Genomic DNA, 22,247 nt, shown 5'->3' with positions numbered 1-22,247 from the left:
CCCCTTTTAAGCCTTTACAAGCTGCTCCACAACATTAAACAAATTCTTGCTCTCTTCAATCTTATCTGCTGTTCCGATAACGCAAACGCAGTTATCTTCCATAAATGCATCCACGTACGCAGCAAGACTTCTGATTGTCTCCTTGGTCGTTCCCAAAAGTTCATCACGACTTTTCTGAATATTCTCCATTTTAGCGTGACACATATAAGCAGTAAGACCATAAGTCCCCTTGCCTGAAGGTGTCTTTGGTGTGTCGAGATCAGAGATTGCGCCAATAATATACTGAAGGATTACTCTGTCATCTGCCTCAAAGTTCTTAAGATAATCAGATGCCTTTTCAAATACATCAATACTATTCTGGAGATTAGGATCTCTATAAGTCACAAATGCACTGTCGCCGTTTTTAGCATAGCTGCTCATGCATCCGTAAGCGCCGCCCTGCACTCTGATATTCTTCCAAAGGTAATCATACCCCATCATTACCTTCAATACTCTTAGTGCCCCGTTGTACTTAAGACCTTTATTCGCGTAATTGCCGGCTCTGCACACATACTGAACCTGTCCTGCAGTAACAAACGCCTCATTCTTCCTGCTAGTTGTGATCTCCAAATGGCCCTTCTCGCATTCTTCTGTGAAAAGAGATTTAGAGAACAAAACGCTCTCCTTTGGAACATTCTCATACTCTTTTTCAGTTCCGGTTATATCAACAAAAAGGTTCTCTGGTCTGAAGATAAGCTTGCAAAGTCTATAGAGATGCTCAGATATTTCCTTTGCTCCTTCATCTGTTTCAACCTTTTTCAGAAGTTCCTCAAGAGTTCTGAAGTATCCAATACCACTTACCTGATCTGAAACAAAGGCAGCCGGTGAAACATAAGACATAGCGCGAAGAGCCGCTGTCTGATGACCTGCAGATGAAAGATCAGATGATAGTCTTGCATACTGCTCACCAAATATCTCTTTTAATCTCTTTGCATCATCAAACTTAGTACATGTAAGGATTTCTTTTACCAGTTCGAACGCGTATGAAAGATTATCATGAAGCACCTTCACGCTGATCTCAAAGGCAGTTTCAAACTTCTTAACATCAGAAGAATCAGTATAAGTACTGATAGATCCGCTGATTCCGCCTGTTCGTATGTTGATCTCATTATAAAGATCTCCATATGTATAATGCTGAGTATCCATCATACCAAGCACTTTTTTTAGCACCGCAGCATATGGAAGGTCCTTTGCATCAATATTTTTAAGATCAAAGACAAATGTCAGATAGTCAATTCCATTAGTAAAAATGTCATGAAAAAGAATCTTAACACCATCCATTTCTCGCTCTTCATATTTGAACTGTTCAGCTTCCTTTTTAAGGTCTTCAAGCTTAAGAAGTGGAATCTTTTTAAGGTCCTCAGGATCATCTGGTGTTTCCTGATATTCCTTGAGCTCTTTAGTCTCTTTTACAATTCTCTTTATCTCATCTGCAGATAAGGAGTCCTTGTAAGAAGCAAGTTTTTTTGAAAGCTCAGCATCTTTTTTCTCAGTAAGACCTTTTTCAGGTTCAAGCATCAGAACTGTCTTGTGGTTATTATCAAGGAGATACTTTATGATTAGCTTTTCAAAGTAGTCTCCATCGACCTCTTTCTTCAGTTCAGCAAAGGTATTGTTTGCTTCAACGTGAATCCATGGCAGCTTATCATCATAGAGCCAGCTGTCATAAATCTGAAGGCCATACAAAAGTCCCTTTGGAAATCTTCCAAAATCAGCTTCTCTATACTTAAACTCATCATAGTTAAGTCCAGCCATCAGAGCTTTCTTGTCAATTCCATCCTTAACCTGCTTTTCAAGAACTTCAACGATAGTTTTTACAAATTCGTCCTTCTGAGAACTGTCAGCATTTTTGGCAATTATTGAAAATACAGGCTGTTTGATTCCATTATCATACTCACTGTAAACATCCTGTCCGATTCCCTTGTCAATAAGAGCCTTCTTTATAGGGGCTCCCGGAGCCGAGCAAAGTGCATAATCCAGAATATCAAACGCAATATATGTCTTTCTGTCTAAGGTTGAACCTATACTGCAGTTATAAGAAAGATATGTATTCTTTGACTCGCTGTCAGACTCAAGGATTGAATATGGCTTTCTGACCTCCTTAGGAGCAGAAAATCCTTCCTGCGAAGCAATCTCAGAATCAACTTTAAGGTAATCAAACTTAGATAGATAGTTTTTATCTATATAATCAAGCTTTTCAGCCATATCCATGTTTCCATACAAATAAATATAGCTGTTTGAAGGATGATAATATTTCCTGTGGAAATCAAGATAATCCTCATAAGTGAGTTCATAAATGTGATCAGGATCTCCACCTGACTCAAAACCATAAGTAGTGTCAGGATAAAGAGAATTCTGAATTTCTCTAGAAAGGACATCATCTGCAGAAGAAAATGCACCTTTCATCTCATTATAGACAACACCGTTAATTGTGAGATCAGAGGACTCATCCTCCATCTCATAGTGCCAGCCTTCCTGCTTAAAGATCTTATCAGTCTTATAAATATTGGGATAAAAAACCGCATCAAGATAAACGTGCATCAGATTCTGAAAGTCAGCATCATTGCAGCTGGCAATAGGATACACTGTCTTATCCGGATAAGTCATAGCATTTAAAAATGTATTAAGTGATCCCTTAACAAGCTCTACAAAAGGATCCTTTATAGGGAATTCTTTTGAACCACAAAGAACTGTATGCTCTATAATGTGTGCAACACCTGTTGAATCCTTTGGTGGTGTCCTAAATCCAATAGAAAAAACTTTATTCTCTTCATCATTAGACAAAAGAGCTATTCTTGCCTTTGTCTTTTTGTGGCTGAGAAGATAGCTTTCAGAGTTAAGATCTTCTATTCTTCTCTTTTCAACTATCTCATAAGCGTCCAAATCTTCTATTCTCATAACTGTCCCTTCAAAAAATATATTTTAAAAGTCAAAATCATCGCCAGGCTTAAACGGAATATCAAAATCATCCTTAAGGGCCTGTTCGATCTCTTTTCTGTCAATGGAGATCGTTCCCTCAAATTTAGGCATCTTCATCCTAGGCGCCTCATCTCTTTCACCTAAATCCGCCTCAGTTTCCATAGGAAGTACCATTCCTTCCGGCACAAAGCGTTGTTCTTCTTTGACTTCTTTTTCCTTTGTTATAACTTTTTTATTCACTATTTCTTTTGCAATATCCTCAATTTCTTCCTTGCCCTCATCAGCATTGTCAGCGTTTTCTTCAGCTTCCTCTGCCTGTTCTTCCTCCTGTTCCATATCCTCTTCATCCTCTATCACAATAAGTCCATCATCTTCAGGGGATATTGTAATAAGGCTGACAACGCAGGCAAGTACGAAGCCGTAGAATATAGTGACCATTATCTGAGAATTCATCTGTGTAGCTCCCATAAAAGGAACTGTCACATAAATAATAAGCATAGATAAAAGCCATGGAGAAACTCTGTCAATCTTTCTGTTTTTCCAAAATCCAATGATAACACCAGACATGGCAATAACAGTAACAAGATATATTATCTTATAATCCGTATAGATCATGAAAAGGCTAAAGGTATTAAGATTCTTAAAATAATATGTAGCCCATTTCACTAGTGTATTAAGCGTATTTTCCGGCCCAAGCTCCTGGATGATCATCCCAAAGAAACTAAATATGCCACCAAGTAAAACAAATACTAATTTAAACAATCCACTCTTTATCTCCTGTCCGGCGATAAACAGAATGGAAAAAACAAGTGGTGCAACAGTAAAGAGCGTTCCGGCATCTGTATAGCCCATAAAGCCAATTACAGCACCAACAATCAGGTACCAAATGATCCATGCCTTCGACACAAAGCGTCCAAGGTATGTTCCTCTCAAAAGCATTGCTATCAAGAACAGTTCTACAGAGAACATTGCATAAAAGAGATTGTCAGTTCCAAGAGAAGGTATTCTGAACCTGTCAACAAATATCGGCATAAATGAAACAAAGGAAGCAAAAACAATAGATGGAAGGCTTCCTAATAACATTTTTACCGAAGCCGATGAAAACAGGATAAAAATGCAGAATGAAACAATCTCAAAGAACAGCGCAACGTTTATGTCATTACCTGTAAGAAAAAGGATACCTCTGAGAATAAAGGTGTATACGATAGACAACAGATCATTTTCGGGAGTTACATTTGTACCGCCGATCACAGCATTTTCATAAAGAGAAAGCTTACCTGAAACTTCAAGAGCACCATTGGCACAGACCTTCATCCTTAAAATGAATGCACTGGCAACTATGATTCCCAGCAAAAGCCCATAAAGAATGTCAAAAAGATTTTCTCTTGAAGCAACCCCATCTTCAATGCTGTCATATAACTTTCCAAAAAACACCATCAGCACTGACATCAAAAGAATTCCCAGAACCGTCAGAACTGCTGTATACATTATTTTTTTATCAGACGGAAAAAGTCCTAAAAAGAAGCTGGAACTCGCTACCATCACCACATCAAAAATAATAAACAAAGCCCAGATGCAATACGCTGGCCACATACGTTTCAGTTTCATTTTAGGACTCCCCCCGCCTATCAAATATTAAAAATAATAATTATTCGTCTGCCTCTTCCCAGTTATGGTAAACAGCCTGAACATCATCGTCCTCATCAAGAAGATCAAGGATTCTCTGAAGGTACTTAACTGTATCAGCATCTGTTACAGATACGTAGTTCTGAGGAATCATTGTTACTTCTGCTGAAACAGACTCAACATTCTCTCTGCCGAGTGCCTCAACTACAGGCTGGAAATTCTCAGGAGAAGTAAGGATTTCATAGCTATCCTCTTCCTCATTGAAATCATCAGCGCCTGCATCAAGAACAAGCATCATAAGGTCATCAGAAGACATTTTGCACTCTTCCTTATCGATAATGATCTGACCTTTCTTATCGAACATGTAAGATACACATCCAGGTGTTCCAACGTTACCATTTCCCTTAGTGAATGCACTCTTAACGTTTGAAGCTGTTCTGTTCTGGTTGTCTGTAAGTGCCTCTACAATGATAGCTGTTCCGCCAGGGCCATATCCTTCATAAGTAATATTCTTGTAATCAACTGCTCCGTCAGCACCTGATGCCTTCTTGATTCCACGATCAATTGTATCGTTAGGCATGTTGTTTGCCTTAGCCTTTGCAATAACCTGTGCAAGCTTAAAGTTGTTAGCTGGATCTGGTCCGCCTTCCTTTACTGCAACGGCAATTTCTCTACCGATAATAGTAAAAATCTTTCCCTTTGCTGCATCATTCTTTTCTTTTTTGTGCTTGATGTTAGCAAATTTTGAATGTCCTGACATAAAAACTTCCTTTCATAATAATTAACTATTTTGCTATTTCTAATTCTTTTTCCTCACTGCCTGCCTCATCTTCCGGAAGCTTGGTCATAAGAACACTTTGGATCATATGATTCTGTACAGAGAGAATCTTGAAATTATAGCCTTCAACTGAAGTATCAAATTCTTCGTCACTTTCCGGTATCCTGTCCAATTTGGAAATAAGATAACCGTTTATTGTTTCAAACTCAGAATCCTCAAAAGAGATCTCAAATTTCTTTTCAAGGACTTCTAAAGGAGTCATACCATCGACGATAAATTCGCCTCTGTTCTTGGTAGGCTTTATATAGTTCTCATCCTCATCATATTCATCAAGGATATTTCCTACTATCTCCTCTAAGATATCCTCCATAGACACAAGTCCTGCAGTCTGGCCATATTCATCAATTACTATGACCATCTGAGTTTTAGATGACTGCATGCTATGAAAAAGAGAATCAATATTCCTTGTCTCAGGTACAAATTTAGGCTGACGAAGAAGGCCTTTTATCTTCCTTATAGGAAGTTCCTCATCTGTTTCCTCTGAGAGCTTTTTCATGGCATCTCTTATATGCATTATGCCAATTATGTGGTCGATATCATCAAGATATACAGGGAATCTGCTGTTATTGGTCTCCATCATGAAGTTAACAGCTTCTTTCAGGGTCATGTTTGCATCGATAGCCACCATAGCATTTCTGTTTGTCATGATATCCTGAGCTTCCTTATCTGAGAGCTCAAAAATATTGGAGATCATATCCGCTTCCGATTCAAGGATAACACCGTGTTCCTGACCTTCTGTAACCATGGACTTGATCTCTTCCTCAGTCACATCAGAAAGGCTGGCATCACCTCTGTCTCCGCACAAATATAGTATAGCTTTATAAAAAACATTGATAAGAAAGCCTTCAATACTTGTGGCATCATCATTAAAAAACTTAAATACCCTGATATTCTCTTCTTTTTCCATTTCATCGCCCTTAAAGTGCCATACAGCGCGGAAAATGGAATGAATAAGTATATCAATAAAAAGAACTATAAGTACTACAATTAAAATGACAGAAGGCAAGCCTTCGTCCATAATCAATCCTCCTACCTGCAAAAAGACGCATAATATCAAATTAAACTATAACACATTTTAGTTTTCTCTATCAAGCCTGTCAATTTCTGCCTTTATTGTGCTGTCATAAATTCCATCCTTCTCTTTTTCCGACAAAGGAAGATTTTCATAAGGAATAAGAAGATTGTGCTTTCTGCGGCTGTTATCCCTTTTTTCAGCAAAAGACCAATGATTAACAAGGTGGAATCTGCTCCATCTGATATGCTCGATTCTCCAGGCATCCTCACTGTCCTCATCCATAATGCCATCATTTTTTAGGCGTTTTTCAATCCAATAATGATCTGCTCTTGCTATGCTTGAACTCTTCTTAAATCCATCAAGTTTCTTCCATTCGTCTTCCATTTCTTTTTCATAATCAGAAGGCGCAGTCCTGTTGCTGTATCTAAGTGCGTAGTCATAGTTAAAGAGCTTACCCTGTCTATAGAGCTTTTCACTCTTGACATTATCCTCAGTGAGAATGTTCTCCATATCACCAAATACCATGATCTTATCTGATCCATAAATATCCGTATAACTTATCTTTTCATCAGAATAGCAATAAATCTCAGCAAGAGGATTAACATAAAGAACCTTTTGGATAAAATCAATCTGGTCCTCTTTTTCAGTATAGATCAGCCTGTCCATGTCAATAAGGACGTCCATATCCATATCCCATGGATTCTCATGAACAATGATCTTATCATTATTCTCAGTAGAAAGATTCTTCAAAAAGTCTGCTCTTGAGCCTTCCATGCCCCAGATATGATACTCAAATGAATGCTTTAAGCTGTAAATATTATTCAGATAGCCATATTTAAAAATGGCAAAAGCTATATCACCTGAACCAACTATAGCAATTTTGTAGTTTTCATCCCTGTGTTCATATAGATTATTCTTTTTCCAAAAATCTCTTGCCATAAGGTCATTAACATTAAAGAAATGCATCTGGGTATTAATAAGATTGCCAGCCCCTAAAAGTGATGAATCAAGACCGTTCATCATCATGTATACATTCTTATTGGATAAAGCCTTAGCATTCTGGCTGACAAATCTTATGCTCTCTGCATCATCTGAAAGCATAAGAATATGATTCTTTACTCTCTCAGGCTTTGAAAGTCCATCAACAACATAACCATGCTTCAAAGTACTTCCAAGCGCCCTTCCAAGTTCATTGTCTGTGTAAACTACTGTTGCATCCTTTGAAAACCTTGAAAAGAAATGCTCAATCTTGTAAAAAGCATATTTCACAAAGCTCAAAATAATTCCAGCTGTAACTACAACGGCAGCTATTTTAGCAAACAAAATGATTGGAGTTTCATAGTCACAAACAGGATTTACAAAATAGATTGCTATAGCAGCATAGATTACCTGAAATACATTCATCTCCCCGGACTGTGCATAACCTATGCATGCAAGAATAAAAGGAACCAGCCCTGCCAAATATTTTATCCATGGATATTTTTCCAAAAGCTTCTTTACTATTTTCATACACCCACCTTTTCCGGCTAAACGCCACCTTTAACCTTATCATTTAAAAGAGACTTCTTCAAGACTCTCGACACCTTTTCGTTTTTCATATAAAATTTTCTTTGTGTGGGGATTTAGGGTAAGGAGTTTTAGTAATTATGGTTTCTTTTTTAATGATGGCCGTTAATGCCATCTCAAGTATTGTTGTTTCAGTATTAAAAGCATTTTTCTCAATGCTTTCCTGGTTTATAAAAGCTTATGTCAGATTTCTTAAGCTGTTTTTCTGTATTCTTCCTGTTACATCAATTTCATTTTTTCTATTACTATGTATAAACGTGTTTCTGCTCTTTGGAGGAAACTTCGGGCTATTATCTATAGGAGCCGGCCCTGATCCTCAGATTCAGGCGCCCCACTCCCTTGACATACAGGGCAGTGACCTAAACATTCCGGAAGAGATGGTAAAAGAGGCTAATAGCAGTTTTGCAAAAAATAACTACGTTGTTACTTCCTTTTACAACGATATCAAAACCTGGTGGATTGAATCGGTTTACTCATATAAAGGTGCTCCTCTTTATATTTTTCTTTTGATACTTACCATCATAATGATAATCCCGGTTGGAACAATTCTTCTTTCCATCTCAGTATTCATGTCATTTAGTAGAATTATTTTCTTCTGTATCATTGCAGATGCTGCAATTTACGTTTTAAGAGCCTTTATTGGTAAAGGTTTTGTGACTCAGGCCCTTGACCGCTATTACCATCTTTTCCCTGATGCAGGCAAAAGACATTATGAAAAAGACTATGAGAAATGGCTCAAGAACAAATCCTATGCCGATTCCGAGGATGAACACGATCATCGCCGCAGTAAAAGAGCCTCATTCTATGAAGATGAAGATGATGATTATGAAGATGAGGACTACGAATACGAGGATTATGATGAAGAAGATTACGATGACGAAGGCTACGACGATGAAGATTATGACGAGAACTACGATGAAGAATACAATGATGAAGATGACGATGTAGATTACGATGAAGACTATGATGAAAGTGATACATATGGAGAAGATGATGTAGACTACGATGACGAGTCTGATGATAATTACGATGATATAGATAATGACGAGTATGACTATAATAACTCAGGCAATGGCAAAAGATACAATAATTCAAAATACAATAAGAACACTAATGGTAGCGCTACACAAGCTACATCAAGTTCATTCGACTTCTTTGCCGGTTGTACTACAAAAGAAAGCGTTGACAAAAAATACAAGTCTCTCGTAAAGCTCTACCATCCTGATAACATGGACGGTGACACTGCTGCTCTCCAAGAAATAAATGTCCAGTACGATAAAGCTAAACGGAAATTTTCATAAATAGACAGTTAAGATGAAATAATGCGCCTTGTTTTCTGTTTTGAATAAACATGAAAGAGAGAGTTTGAAAAAATCTCTGTAAATTAGATAATACCACAGTTATAAAGAGGTTATTTCGGAATACATATGAGTCATACTCAGTTATATTCGGATATAACCTTCTTGTAGCTTTTGTTCTGCTACTATTCTATTTCTTGTAATATAGGCAGTGTATTTTAGATGTCCGGTTCTGCCTATATTATTTTTTTCTTAAATAGAGGCAGTGCTTTTTAAATGTCTGGTTCTGCCTATATTTTACTTTTCATAAATATAGGCATTGAATTTAAGCCATATCTTTCTGCCTCCCTAACGCTCTTTTACAATATAGGCAGAACAACTGCTATAAAATTAACTGCCTTTATTCCCTATCCCTTTGATTTAGGCAGAATACCACCCAATAAATCAACTGCCACCATTCGCAAATTCCTTGATATAGGCAGAATTTCGTTCATTCCATTTACGCATAATCCTGCGTTATCCTGGAAAATAAAATCACATTCAAAGTCTTACAACATCTTCTTACAAAAACCAATTAGTATTTGACTTATAAATATGCTGATTGTATAGTCAATAAAGGAGGCAACCAATCTGATTGCCCCCTCATAAATCTAAATTATCATAGAAGATTCCTATTTACAGAAAAAATTTCAAACTCTCATGAAAGAAAGCAAGGCGCATGCCACTCTCAAAAAAGTATAGTTTAGTTTTTAAAAAACACCTGCAAGCTATTGTAGTAATAATAAGGTGCATAAAGATCTCCGTGCTCAAAATTAGAAAGAACATAGTACAAATTGTTAGTCTTTGGATCATCACCATATGAGAAAATTGGCTGCTTTTCAAAATATGCCATCTGTGTTCTAAGTGAACCAGCATCTGTGGGACCACCACTTCCAACATATATAAAGAAATCCATATCCGGATTATCATCTACCGCTTCCTTCAAATACTGATAAGCCTCCTCATCAGTAGGATTTTCGCTTATCTGCTTTCCGGCTACGCAACTTGCACTCATAGGAGCCCACCACTTAAAATACGGAAGAGCTGAATGGAACATATACCATGTACAACAGCTTCCACGTGAATAACCGGAAAAACCTCTATGATCTCTTGACGCAATAAGCCCATCCTGGTCAAAGCTTTCTGTATATGTATTATATTTTGCCTCTACCGTCGGAATTATATCTTCTACGACTTCTTTCCAAAAATTAGCAGGTACCCCGGTATAGTTTCCATCTCCAGCAGGGGCGTCCGGCTCAGTCTTCCTTATTTCATCTGCCTTATCAGGCTCAAGATAATAAGTAGTAAATACCAGAATTACCGGGTCTACTTTTCCGGATGCAAAAAGATTATCTAAACGGTTTTTATACTCTTCCTGTAAAAAATAATCATTGGAAAGCTTATTTCCGTGCTGAAAATAGAGCACATTATAAGGTTCTGTCCTGTTTTCATCATAATCACTTGGCAGATAAACATTCACATATTTATCATATGTTTTCCCATCTTCATACACATCAGTAGAGTATTCAACTTTTTCAATTCTGCCTTTTTTATCACACTTTGAATCCATCAAATCATATTTGACAAATTTTGTATCTGTACTCAGAATACTCCCCGCCGGCGAAGTAATAAGAGTCTCAGTTTCATTTAACTTTTCCTCAGGAAATTTATGTCTATCATAATATGTTGTTATATCAATCTCTTGTGCACTGCTTTGCTGGACTGATTCTTTCCCACACCCAACAACAGAAACAATAGTCATTGCTAAACAAATTGCTATAGTAATACCTTTTCTCATATTCATCTCTCCCCAATAAAATCAATCATAGTCGTAATGACAAATTCCTTACCCGCATCATCAAGTTCTGAATAGCTGTGTCCTGAATTAGGCAAAGAATAAAAGACTGCACTTCCTTCGCTTCGTTTATTATAGGCATCAATCTGATTCTTTCCGCCCTCATATGCAAAGTCCTGCTCGCCATTAAATAATATTACATCCCCGGTATATCCTTTTATCTTTTCGAATGGTTCATCGGAATCATTTTCGGGAATATATGTTTCATCATCCTCTTCTCGCGCCATCATTTGCTCATTTATTCCAGTTGACAAAAGAATAAGTCCTGCTATTTCATTATGACTTGCAGCAACAAATGAAGATGTTACTCCTCCGTAGCTTTCACCAAATAAAAAAATCCTATCGGTGTCTACATAATCCAATGTTTTCACCTTGGCAAGTACAGTCTCAAGATCAGTCATTCTTGATGTGTAATGAGCTGGAAACAGCTTACTTCCCTCGCTTTTCGCTCCGCTTTTATTTCCACCACAACATTCAAAAGAAAAAGCAGCTATCTTTTCCTTCGCAAGTCTTGAATATATGGCATAAAAATTTGTAGCATAACCACTTTGACCATGTGTATATATAACAACCGGTACTTTTTCACCATCAGCAATTCCAGTTGGTTTCGTTTCAACTGAATAGATATGTCGTCCTGTCACGCTATTTTCCAAGTAATATTCAGTAGATTCAAAATCATCATTCTTCTCAAGACTTCTCCCCTCTGTAAACCAAGGAGTATTTGCTTTTGCTGCCTTTGAATTTTCTGGTGATGCTTTGCTGCCACAAGCCATACTGTTAAACGAAATGAATACTATAACTAAAAATAAAACTACCCAATTTCCTTTTTTCATGTTTTCACCCCAATATTTAAACTAAAAGTCCCAAAAATTACATTTTTGAGACTTTTAATTCATATTATATTATTTATTCTTTTTAATACTGCGAACAAGCATGAATATACTAAATGCTGCAAGGATTCCAAATACAACATCGAGAACGATTATAAGTATCTGCCACCATGTGACAACTTCTACAACCTGCATGTTTGCAGAAACACCGTTCATTGCATTTGAATTGGCTGTCGTATAAAGGATGTGCTTAGTAGCTTCCTTCATCGCTGCAACAACTGTAGGATCATCCTTGTATTCAACAAGCTTCTGCGTCCACTTTGCACCATCGTTGCAATCCCAGCCATCTCCGCCTGCCATAAGACCATTTAATACATCCATGTAATTGTTGTTGTTTGAGAAGTCAGTCAGCACAAATCCGGGCATTCCCCACTCTCCGCGAAGAATTCCTGTAATGAGACCATAATCTCCACCTGCCCAAACGCAACCAAGTCTGTTAAAGCCGGTCATCACGCAATAAGCAGATGCTTCAACTACAGGGTACTCAAAGGCCTGAAGATAAAGTTCTCTGGCCGCCTGCTCATTTGTCCATACACAGATACCATCTCTGGCTGTTTCCTGATCATTAAGAGCAAAGTGCTTCATATAAACGTATACACCTTTACTCTGAATTCCTGATACCTCAGCAGAACATGTCTTACCTGAAATAAACGGATCCTCTGAATAATATTCAAAGTTTCTACCACTGTATGGTGTTCTGTGAATATTTACACCAGGACCATAAATTCCTGAATATGCTTTACCATTTGCAAGAAGACAATCATTACCCATGCTGCGGCCAACAGCTGTTGCTACTTCAGCATCAAATGATGCAGCCATAAGATCTTCAGAAGTATAACTTGTAGAAGATCCGCCACCTGTAAGTGTAGCCGTAATACCCTGTGGACCATTCTCATCCTTTGTAGCAGGCTTTGATACTGAAGCTACAGGAGCTGTAGAATGATATGTCTGGCCAATAAGCTTTGCCATTTCGTTAAAAGAAACCTGATCAACAAGATCATCCCATGTGTAAGTCTCACCATCAATTCCAATGCTTCCATCAATTGGAACACCTACAAACTGGGCAAGATTAAGATTTCCTTCCTTACCAACAACAGGCATTTCACCATCAGTATTCTTTGTATAAACTTCGTTCATCTGAGCAACCATGTCATCAGATGCAGGCATCTTGTAAGCTGCCTCATAGCTACCATTTGTAATGTTAGCAACAGGCATTGTTCCTTCCCAGTCAGATCTTGTCAGATAAACGATACCATCACCATTATCGCCTTCCCTTCTATTGAGGTCTGCATGGTCTAACTGGTTCTGAATCTCGTTTCCTGTTATAGCTGTAGCAAAAACAGTGTTATCCTGAACAGGAACATTGTACTGGCAAACCATATCTCTATTACCATCAGAAGTCATGCCATTTTCTACTGTATAGTCTTTTGCTGCCAGAATATTATTTAACGCTTCATGTGAACCATTTGCTGACGTGAAATAGTAATCACCGGCATCCAAAATATAGGTTCCTGCTGTATTTGCATCATAAGCTCTAAGTTCAGTCTTCGGAACTGTTATTTCTGCAACAGCACTTCCACCTGCAGGTACATCTACCTTAGTAAATCCTACAAGCTCAACGGAAGCCTTCTCTACACCATTTAACCTATCATAATCGGTATATGGTGACTGCATATAGATCTGTACAGCTTCTCTTCCGTCTACGTTTGAACTATTGCTTACATTAACAGTAAATTTCAGATTATCACTATCTTCTTCCATTGCGATACTATCATAAGAGATATCGCTATAGCTAAGTCCATACCCGAAAGGATATGCAACTGTAGACGCATAATCATATTCACCAACATTTTCAGTGCCCATTACTACATCTTCATAACGAGTCTCATAGTAACGGTAACCCACATAAATGCCTTCCTGATATGCAACATAATACTCATTGTTACCTTCGGAAAAAGATAATCCTTTTGCCTTAGAATTTGTATAAGATGTTGCATGGGCATTCTGAAGCGCAGGTGAAGTGAGGTTATCATAGCAATAGGTATCTACCAGTTTACCCGATGGATTAACTGTACCATTCAAAAGTTCTCCAACTGCACTGATTCCCTGACCTACTTCTCCAATCCACATACAGGCATCAATTCCATAATCAACTCCGCATATATCAGGATTGAGAAAATCAAGCTCAATCGCATTTGCAGCGTTCAAAAGAACTACAATCTTCTTTAAAGATCCGTTTGCCTTAAGCTCTGAAAGTTTAGCTAAAAGATCTTTTTCATCCTTGGAAAGCTGCAGGATATTACCATCAGCATCTCCTGCTCCATACCATGGAAGATCGGCTCCTTCGCCGCACACTCTTGAAAAAACAACTACAGCTGCATCACCATAGCTTTTAATTGAATCCCATTCATTACTTGAATATTTGCTGACAGGTACTTCATTAACCTTGAACTCGCTATTTTCAAAGATATAGTTGTTCAAACTTCCTGAAGCAAGAATTCTTCCATACTCCTTGCCAGCGCCTTCTGTATAAAAAGACCACATGGTTGGATTAACTTCAAATCCATCTTTTTCAAGTGCATCCTTAAGGCTGTCAACACCATCAGTGTTCATTCCACCTGAACCGGTCCCACCATAAACAAATTTAGATGAATTAATACTAGCCAATGTGATCTTGTCACCTGACTTAAGAGGAAGGGCATTGTCTTTATTCATAAGTAGAACTGCGCCATTTGCAACAACGCTTTCTACCACCTTCTGTCCTTCGTCAACCTGCTGATCACTTGTGTAATCAGGCTCAAAATATGTAATTCCTTCGTCACCTATGACTTTAGACCCTTCTACTCCCAGGACCATATTTATGATCTGGGAGTAGTTGTTGGCAATGGGGCCACCAATCAATGTGATAAGGAAGAAAAGCGTAAAAACAATACTAAGGACTACCCAAAGTACATTCTTTTTCTTCTTCAAAATAAATCCTCCATCAAGCCTCTGTTATGAGCTTAATCTCTGGCATTGTGATAATTCTGTATCCAAGACTTACATCTTCAGGATCAAGTGAAGGATCCTCAACTGTGATAGTAAGTGTCTCAGCATACTTTGAAAGGAATTCTTTTCCATCCATAGCACCATTCTCAGGATCAACAATTTCCTTCATATCGTCTGTCCAGTTTGCTGTATCAAGAACGCAGTGACCTGCAATATTGCTTCTGCCGTATCCTTTTTCATGCTGTTCGAAATATATTCTGTCAGCAGGCTGAAGTGTATAGTCGACATGAGTTGCCCAACCATCTGCTGAAGCTGCTGATGTGCACTTACCTGTATAAACAACTGTTCTAAGTCCCTTAACTCCAGGATCTGTTGTTCCAAAAATGTGCTCCTGATATGTGAGCTCATATGTGTTGTCGCTGTTAACCTTAAGAGTTACTACATCACTGCTGTACCAGCCGATAGCATCGATGTAAAAAGAGTTGCCGCAAGTAAATGCCTTGCTAAGAGAAGCTGAGCTTCCACACGCTGTAAGACTTGCACAAGTCATTACAAGAGCCATAAGAACTGCTAAAAACTTTGAAACTTTTTTCATTTTTGATTTCCTCCAAGAATTATATGTTTTTTACTTTTCACAATTTAACATCTACAAATTTTCATTTACATACGTACATCAAAAATGGTATTTCTCACATCATAATTTGCTGTACAAAAAAATCATTGACCTTTTTCTATTTATCAATCCAAATGAGCATCCAAAAACTCAAGAGTATACTCTGTTGCTTTTTTTGCAGTTTTTGCCTGGAAACCATGCTCGGCGTACTCAATCACTTTAAGTTCAGCATGATCGTATACTTCAACAGCCTTTTCTGAATAACTAAGATCAACTACCTGATCCTTGTCTCCATGGCAGATAAGAACATCACCGTGATATTTGGATATTTCTTCATAGGCGTCGAGATTAAATGCATCCTCTGTATACTTTCTTCCGATTGTCATCCCCATAATTTCTTCTTCATCGGGAACTTCGTCCAAAGAACTGTAAAGAGCTCTGCGTCCTTCTGGAATTGAAAGTGCAGGGAAATATAAAACAAGTGCTTTTACCTCTTCAGCCCTCTTTGCTGCAGTAAGAGCCGCAACGAATCCTCCCTGGCTCTGGCCCATTAAAAAGAAATTTGAAGAATCAACATAATCAAGTGCCAAAAGCTGATCCATAACATCTGATAAATTCTGAACTTCCGTAAGTACACTCATATCAAGACTTGAACCTTCAGATCTTGATCCAATACTTCCACCGCAAAAATCAAATGCGTAGCAAAGGTAACCCTTTTTAGCCCATGACTTTCCATAACCGTCAAGCATATCAGCATTTGTGTTATAACCATGACACAAAACCACTGTGGGATGCTTTTCCTTACCATCCTCAGGTTTGTACATCATGCCATAAATCTTCTTTCCATCGCTTGTAAGGTCAAATTCTTCAGCAGTAACTGAAATACTCTCACTTGATGCAGCTGCGGATTCATTTACAGTCGCTGAATTCTTTCCGCACCCTGCCAAAACTGATGCTCCCAGCAATATAGCCATAGCTACCATCCCTAACTTTTTCATAAAAAAATACCTCCAACATTTTTTATAAGAAAAGTAACAAAAAATGCGATTCGTCTAAAGACGAACCGCACAATCAGTACATTCTACATCATAATTTTCAATTAAAGCATAATGATATCAAGATTAAATACCTTATCTTCTGTCTTCACAGCGATAGTTCCATCATACTTTTTAACTATACGCTCCATACTCCTCATTCCAAAACCATGATATCTTGGATCTCGCTGGCTCTTAGGCATACCATTTTCCATGATAACCTTCCCATCAAAGGAATTTTCAATATGTATGGTTGTTGTACCTCCACCACTTGAAACTGTAAGTGTGATGAATCTCTCATCTTCGGGAAGCTTTTTTGTCGCATGGATAGCATTATTGAAAGCATTTCCGAAAAGACTGTATACATCAACATCATCCATAAAAGAAAGCTCTGCACCATTTACAAGAGTCGTAAGCTCTATATTTTCTTTACTGCATACTTCTTTTTTCTCAGCTATGACCACATCAAGGATATGGTTTCCGGTACTTACAAATTCCTCGTACTTTTCAATTTTCTTTTTCAAAGCACGAAGCTGGTCTTTTGGAAGCTCAATATCATAGCCATCAAGAAAGCCTTTCAGATCATGATACTTTTCATTAACAAGTTCTATACTCTCTTTACTGCGTTTCATCTGATCATACTGCTGATGCATGAGTTCTTTCATAGTATCAACACCATTTCGGAGTTCAACTCTTTCCATGACACCAAACTGTAATAACAGAATAAAGAAATCACATAATATCTGATAGACAGCCTCCGCTCCAACCGCAAGAGAATTCCTATCATAATTGTCCTGAGAAAGGCGCGCCATTCCAATACAGAAAACAAGCGCCACAGCCGAAAATATAGCCTTTTCCTTATTATGGAATATACTCTCCCTTTTTCTGGTAAAGGGTCTGAACATGACAAACAAAACCAAATATATAGACCCGTAGACTAAAAGATCAAGAATAAGCACCCCATTTAAGGTGGTACTTATTTCGCCAATTCCAGAAATCAGTTTTAATACAGTTTTGAAAGTACCTGCTATATCCTGCGCAATATACCCTGACGAAGCAACGAAAAGAGCTGTATAAAAATTCTCTTCATAAGCCAAAAAACAAACAATTATAGTAAGAAAAAATACGAGCAGAGATGCAGCTACTCGTGTAATACCGCTTCTTAGCTGCTCAAGATTTAATATGCCAAAGCCAAGGAGCATTTCTATTAAAACTATTCCCAAACAAGCTCCAAGAATAAATCTGAAAGCATAGTTTTTTCTTTTACCAAGAAAACTGCCAAAAGGTAAAACTCCGACAACAGACTGAAAAAGGAGAATACTTATCCTATGATTCATATACCAAACCGGCATCACAAAGTACCTCCTTTATACTGAGCATAAGCAGACAGAAATTCTTTTCTCTTGCCCCTTGATATGGGTATTGACTCACCTGCTACTATAACATCGTCCTTTCGTATCACCTCAACATATTTAAGGTTTACAAGGAAACTTGCATTACATCTTGCAAACTTGGCCTTTTCCAATAGAAGCTCATATTTGCCAAGTGTACCCCACTGCCGTACAGTCTCCTGCCCCATATGAAACAAAATATCATGTCCTGAGCTCTCAACATAAGTAATGTTATCTGCACTGACACGCCTTCCGGATTCCTTATTTTTCAGCTCAATGAGGACTCCGGGATTCCTGTATGACAATGTCTTTAATGCTCTTGAAAGTTTTGCCGAAAAAGAAGCATACTGAAGAGGTTTTAAGATATAGTCAAAAGCATTGACCGAATACCCTTCAACCGCATATTGAGTGAGGTTTGTAACAAAGATGATCATGACATTTTCATCACGAAGTCTTATCTTTTTTGCTACATCCATTCCAAGCATATCAGGCACTTTGATATCCAAAAACAGAATATCTGCATCCTGCTTATAAGAAGTCAAAAGATTGATTCCTCTATCGTACGTATCAACACTGTATTCAAATGATGGATTTTCTTCGCTATATCTGGATAAGACTCCCAGCAGTTTATCAAGCTGACTTTGCTCATCCTCCAAAATAGTTATCTTGTACAAATTATCTTTTCCTTTATACAAATACCCTTGGAACTCTTTTATTTATGTTGCAGGTAAGCTCGTAGTTAAATCTTCCACTTAACTCTCCAAGCATCTCGGCAGTTATCTCTTCCCCTGATTTTGTATCTTTGCCGATGAGAATAACTTCGTCTCCCTCTTTGACACTATCTATATGTGTTACATCAACCATAAACTGGTCCATACATACTCTGCCGATGATATTGGCTCTTTCGCCATCAATTAGAACATATCCCTTATTGGAAAGACTTCTTGGATAGCCGTCACCATATCCAACAGGTATAGTAGCAATCTTAGTCGGTCTTTCAGTTACAAATGTTCCGCCATAGCTTACAGGCGTTCCTTCAGGTACTGTCTTTATCATTACAATGTGACTGATGAGTTCAAGAGTAGGCTTAAGATCAACTATTGTCTTTGGAACATCCTCTGATGGCCACATTCCATACATTGTCACACCTGCGCGCACCATATCCATTGAGCTTTCAGGAATAGATATTATGCTGGCGCTATTTGCGCAGTGTCGTAATTTTATCTTTATTCCACACTCAGCCTCAGCCCTGTCAACAAAATCTTTAAATACAAGTTCTCTCTCTTTCGCATTTGTAAGGTCTTTTTCATCGGCCCTTGCAAAATGTGTGAACACACCTTCAATATCCAGATTTTTAAGAGCAGCTACTTCCTTTATAAACTCTACTCCCTCTTCATCCGGAGTAATTCCTATACGTGACATTCCTGTATCAATAGCTATATGAATCTCAGGCTTTTTACTAATATCGCCTCTTTCAAGGAGCTTTTTGGCACAGGCATCAAGCTCTTTTGCCATATCTATTCTAAATACTGCAGGTCTTATACCTTCTATCAAAAGCCTCTCATAAGCATATGAAAAAGTGTATCCCAAAATAAGAATAGGCTTTTTGATAGCATTATCTCTAAGTTCAAAAGCTTCCTCTGCTGTAGCTACAGCATATCCCCAGATATAATCCTTGTTTTCCAGCTCCTTAGCTATTCTGACTGCTCCATGACCATAGGCATCTGTCTTAACAACCGCCATTATTTTGGTTCCGGCAGGAATATTCTTTCTCATACTCTCCAAATTGTAATCAATTGCCTTTAAGTCAATCTTGGCATAAACTCTGGAAAATTCTTCTAACATTTCTAAACTTCACCTCAGTATATCTTCAAGTTCAGCCGCAATATCAGATGCGACCATAGCATATTTACCATGCTTTGCAGCGGCATTATCACCACAGGCACCATGGATATATGTGCCAAGACACGCAGCCTCAAAACTGGTGTTTTCAAGACACACAAGCGCTCCTATTATGCCGGATAAAACATCTCCTGATCCGGCAGTCGCCATACCGTCATTACCGCTCACATTAATATATATCTTTTTCTCGTTGCTGTCACTTACTATAGTTCTGGCATCCTTGCAGACAACAGTGCATCTGAGCTCTTTTGCAAGTTCTTTTGGATAAAAAAGGATATTCTCCTTGCAATCACTGACAGGCTTTCCAAAGAGTCTTGAAAATTCTGCCAAATGGGGTGTTAAAACAAGTTTTCTGCCTCCAACTGAGTAATGAGCCAAAAGCCTTCTGTACTCACTGTTCATAGCCACAAGATTAAGCGCATCTGCGTCCATTACAAGGTGCTTATTACAGTTATTAAGAACGATACTAAGAAGCTCATCGCCCTTCATATCAATCCCGATTCCAGGCCCTATGACCACAGCATCTGCCCATTCAATATCCTTTATGAGCTTATCAGCCACAGGCTCAAAATCTTCATATACATCAATAAGAGCTTCAGGAAGAAGTGACTTAACAATTTCTGCATTCTCAATAGCAGTCATGATCTTGACCATTCCCGCACCTGAGCGAATGCAAGCACTTGCTGCCAGTACGCAGGCTCCGCTGACATTCTTGGAGCCGGCAACTATAAGCACTTTTCCGTTGGTTCCCTTGTTGGCATCTTTGCGTCTCTTAGGAAGAAGCTCAGTTATCTTTTCATCATAGTAAAAAGCTGACGGCTCTCTTCCCAAAAAGCTATCATCAGTTATTCCCACGTCTTCCACATAAAGATTGCCGCAGTACTCACATCCGGGATAAAGGATCTCGCCGAGTTTAACCTGGTTAAAGGTAACTGTGACATCTGCTTTTACAGCAGTTCCCATAATCTTGCCGTTATCAGCATTAACACCGGAAGGTATATCAACTGATATAACAAGCATGTCGCTCTTTTTTTCTTCCTTACAGGCATTTATATACTCAACTGCCTTTAAAAAGCTCCCGGTAATATTCCTTGATAATCCGATGCCGAATAATGCATCTATAATGATATCCCATTCCAAGGAGTAAAGGTTGCCCGTCACATTGGAAAATGTGTCAGTTGTGATCCCATATTTTTCACAGGTCTTAAGCTGTTTAAGAAGAAGGTCACTCATTTTGGTGGGATCCCCTACAACCACCAAAGTGACAAGATAGCCCTTTTGTTTAAGAAGTCTTGCAATAACAGCGCCGTCGCCACCATTATTTCCTACACCTGCAAAAATAAGTGCTCTATATCTTCGCTGGCACTGTCTTTCTTTTGCCCATAGGTCTATTTTTTCCACAACCTTTAGAGATGCTCTTTCCATCAATACTTCACTGGAAATACCAAAAACTTCAGAAGTATTTCTGTCATAGATCTTCATTTCCTGACTGCTTACTGCATACTTCATTCTTGCCCCTCCCCAATATAAAAGCAGGCTGCCAAAGGGCAGCCTAATTTATTCAACATATTCCGACTCGTCGCCTGCAAGAGGTCTTCTTATTGGATGTCTTCTATCAGGATCATACTTCAGATCAAAAATCTCGATAACTTCCGGTCCGAAAATCTGATGCATATAAGAATATAGATTATAATTCTCCATTTCAGTTTCCTGAAGACGTATAACATTTTTCTTTAGCTCTATTCTGACCTTTGAGATCCACTCATCCATGGTCTTAATATAATCTGTATTCTCATGAAGTGTCTCATAGCACACCTTCATAGTCTCGATCATGAGCTTATAGTCAACATCATATATCTCTCTGGACAGATCAAGAAGTTCATCCTGATGGGAATCAAGTCTGTCATTACAATCATTTATAAGTCTGGTTCTATCCTGTATTTCTTTTTCGATGGCGGCTGAATTACCTGATTTGTTGGCTTTATCTCTGAGCGGCACAATTTCACCAAGAAGCTTTTTCTTAAGCTTCTTGATATCCTTAGTCTCGCTTCGGATCTTGCCATCACGTTCAACGAGTGCATTAAGTTGATCTGCTAGCTGCTCGATCTCAGGTGTCATTTCTGTCTGAGTAAATAACTGATGCCATTTATTATCCAGCGTCAGTATGGGAATACTTTTCCCCTCAAGAGCAGACATATACACTTCATCACTCTTTGCCATCAGTTTCTCTCACT

General features: G+C 38.3%; 16 protein-coding genes. 1 reads left to right on the top strand and 15 read right to left on the bottom strand.

All coding sequences use genetic code 11. The features are described from left to right. Positions 1-6: 6 nt before the first annotated feature. Genes C4S54_RS00440 through C4S54_RS00420 form a run of 5 tightly spaced genes read right to left on the bottom strand, consistent with a single transcriptional unit; the run spans position 7 to position 7,946 of the window. The gene (locus C4S54_RS00440; RefSeq protein ID WP_103867787.1) at positions 7-2,937 is read right to left on the bottom strand and encodes an insulinase family protein; all 2,931 of its coding nucleotides are present in this window, start codon (positions 2,935-2,937) and stop codon (positions 7-9) included. Positions 2,938-2,961: 24 nt separating this feature from the next. Further along, a complete protein-coding gene (locus C4S54_RS00435; protein ID WP_103867786.1) occupies positions 2,962-4,566 on the bottom strand; it encodes a hypothetical protein in 1,605 nt (534 codons plus the stop codon). A 40-nt stretch (positions 4,567-4,606) separates the two neighbouring features. Beyond that, positions 4,607-5,344: a YebC/PmpR family DNA-binding transcriptional regulator gene (locus tag C4S54_RS00430; protein WP_022773242.1), complete on the bottom strand. Its 738-nt coding sequence runs from the start codon at positions 5,342-5,344 to the stop codon at positions 4,607-4,609. A 25-nt stretch (positions 5,345-5,369) separates the two neighbouring features. Continuing rightward, positions 5,370-6,440 carry a hemolysin family protein gene (locus tag C4S54_RS00425; RefSeq protein WP_103867785.1) on the bottom strand — a complete coding sequence of 357 codons (1,071 nt, stop codon included), beginning with the start codon at positions 6,438-6,440 and terminating at the stop codon, positions 5,370-5,372. A gap of 57 nt (positions 6,441-6,497) precedes the next feature. Further along, positions 6,498-7,946, bottom strand: a complete 1,449-nt coding sequence (locus tag C4S54_RS00420) for a hypothetical protein (RefSeq protein WP_103867784.1) — start codon at positions 7,944-7,946, stop codon at positions 6,498-6,500. 137 nt (positions 7,947-8,083) lie between these two features. Between C4S54_RS00420 and C4S54_RS16065 the strand changes: the two genes are divergently transcribed. Further along, positions 8,084-9,304, top strand: coding sequence for a hypothetical protein (locus tag C4S54_RS16065; RefSeq protein WP_200821025.1), 1,221 nt, complete (start codon positions 8,084-8,086; stop codon positions 9,302-9,304). Between the two features lie 739 nt (positions 9,305-10,043). Here the strand turns inward: C4S54_RS16065 and C4S54_RS00405 are convergent. From C4S54_RS00405 to C4S54_RS00360, 10 genes are all read right to left on the bottom strand, one after another. Continuing rightward, on the bottom strand, positions 10,044-11,138 hold the full coding sequence (locus C4S54_RS00405; protein ID WP_160110642.1) for an alpha/beta hydrolase: 1,095 nt from the start codon (positions 11,136-11,138) through the stop codon (positions 10,044-10,046). A 2-nt stretch (positions 11,139-11,140) separates the two neighbouring features. After that, positions 11,141-12,028, bottom strand: coding sequence for an alpha/beta hydrolase family protein (locus tag C4S54_RS00400; RefSeq protein WP_103867781.1), 888 nt, complete (start codon positions 12,026-12,028; stop codon positions 11,141-11,143). Positions 12,029-12,097: 69 nt separating this feature from the next. Beyond that, positions 12,098-15,055, bottom strand: coding sequence for a glycoside hydrolase family 3 C-terminal domain-containing protein (locus tag C4S54_RS00395; RefSeq protein WP_103867780.1), 2,958 nt, complete (start codon positions 15,053-15,055; stop codon positions 12,098-12,100). Between the two features lie 13 nt (positions 15,056-15,068). Continuing rightward, on the bottom strand, positions 15,069-15,668 hold the full coding sequence (locus tag C4S54_RS00390; protein ID WP_103867779.1) for a hypothetical protein: 600 nt from the start codon (positions 15,666-15,668) through the stop codon (positions 15,069-15,071). 143 nt (positions 15,669-15,811) lie between these two features. Beyond that, complete coding sequence (locus C4S54_RS00385) at positions 15,812-16,684, bottom strand: alpha/beta hydrolase family protein (protein ID WP_103867778.1); 873 nt, start codon at positions 16,682-16,684, stop codon at positions 15,812-15,814. Between the two features lie 101 nt (positions 16,685-16,785). Then, on the bottom strand, positions 16,786-18,072 hold the full coding sequence (locus C4S54_RS00380; RefSeq protein WP_103867777.1) for an ATP-binding protein: 1,287 nt from the start codon (positions 18,070-18,072) through the stop codon (positions 16,786-16,788). After that, positions 18,072-18,785: a LytR/AlgR family response regulator transcription factor gene (locus tag C4S54_RS00375; protein WP_146059954.1), complete on the bottom strand. Its 714-nt coding sequence runs from the start codon at positions 18,783-18,785 to the stop codon at positions 18,072-18,074. Before C4S54_RS00375 ends, C4S54_RS00380 begins: the two co-directional genes overlap by 1 nt. 13 nt (positions 18,786-18,798) lie before the next feature. After that, entirely contained in the window at positions 18,799-19,956 is a 1,158-nt protein-coding gene (gene alr, locus C4S54_RS00370; protein ID WP_103867775.1) for an alanine racemase, read from the bottom strand. Positions 19,957-19,965: 9 nt separating this feature from the next. Further along, positions 19,966-21,522, bottom strand: coding sequence for an NAD(P)H-hydrate dehydratase (locus C4S54_RS00365; protein WP_103867774.1), 1,557 nt, complete (start codon positions 21,520-21,522; stop codon positions 19,966-19,968). A gap of 48 nt (positions 21,523-21,570) precedes the next feature. After that, entirely contained in the window at positions 21,571-22,233 is a 663-nt protein-coding gene (locus tag C4S54_RS00360; RefSeq protein ID WP_022773257.1) for a hypothetical protein, read from the bottom strand. Positions 22,234-22,247: the final 14 nt, after the last annotated feature.

It is taken from the genome of Butyrivibrio sp. Su6, assembly GCF_900108105.1.
Taxonomy (GTDB): domain Bacteria; phylum Bacillota; class Clostridia; order Lachnospirales; family Lachnospiraceae; genus Butyrivibrio.
The sequence above is the reverse complement of the archived record's forward strand: the minus strand, read 5'-3'. Positions and strand labels throughout refer to the sequence as shown.